General features: G+C 67.2%; 1 protein-coding gene. It reads left to right on the top strand.

Features of this window, described 5'->3' with window-relative positions:
* Positions 1–788: ISL3 family transposase (locus L979_RS13390; RefSeq protein ID WP_047692702.1), on the top strand; the 788-nt coding region annotated here is incomplete at its 5' end.
* Positions 789–1,004 lie beyond the last annotated feature (216 nt).

Here is a 1,004-nt window from a genome sequence, read left to right as displayed (position 1 = left end):
CCCGCCGCGGCGACAAGTACGTCACCGTGATCATCGACCTCACCCCGATCCGGGACGGGACCGGGCCCTCACGGCTGCTGGACATGGTCGCGGGGCGCTCCAAGCAGGCGTTCAAGCAGTGGCTCACGGAACGGCCCCAGGCCTGGCGGGACGGTCTTGAAGTCGTCGCGATGGACGGGTTCACCGGCTTCAAGACCGCCACCACCGAGGAACTGCCCGACGCTGTCGCGGTCATGGACCCCTTCCACGTCGTCCGTCTCGCCGGCGACGCCCTGGACCGCTGCCGACGGCGGGTCCAGCAGGACCTGCACGGGCACCGAGGCCGCGCCGGCGACCCGCTCTACCGCGCCCGACGAACCCTGCACACTGGCGCCGACCTGCTCACCAACCGACAGCGCCAACGATTGACCATGCTGTTCGGAGTCAAGGACCACGTCCAGGTCGAGGCCACCTGGGGCATCTACCAGCGCATGATCGGCGCCTACCGCGAGCCCGACCGCGCGAAGGGCCGACAGTTGATGACGGCGCTGATCGAGTCGGTCAGCCACGGCGTCCCGACTGCCCTGACCGAGCTCATCACGCTGGGGCGGACCCTGAAGAAGCGAGCCGCCGATGTCCTGGCCTACTTCGATCGCCCCGGCACCAGCAACGGCCCGACCGAGGCGATGAACGGCCGCCTGGAGCACCTGCGAGGCTCCGCCCTGGGGTTCCGCAACCTCGCCAACTACATCGCCAGGAGCCTGCTCGAGACCGGCGGCTTCAGACCGCGACTACACCCTCCTTTGTGATGAGCCACATAACGGCGAAAGCCACACCTGGGCCTCGCCAACGCGGACGTCGCGCAGGGTGTACCCCAGCGCAACAGGCTGCTCTCGAACCCAGTCCGGGCAAGCACGTTGACCATGCACGCGAGTACGAACACTGACGACAGCAAAAACGTTCGACGAGACGTCTCATAACCAAGGAAGTGGGACAGTCGCCCGAGAGCGATCAACACGTCGATC

It is taken from the genome of Kocuria sp. ZOR0020 (assembly GCF_000800955.1).
Lineage (GTDB): Bacteria > Actinomycetota > Actinomycetes > Actinomycetales > Micrococcaceae > Kocuria > Kocuria subflava.
This window is presented reverse-complemented; position numbering and strand designations above follow the sequence as displayed.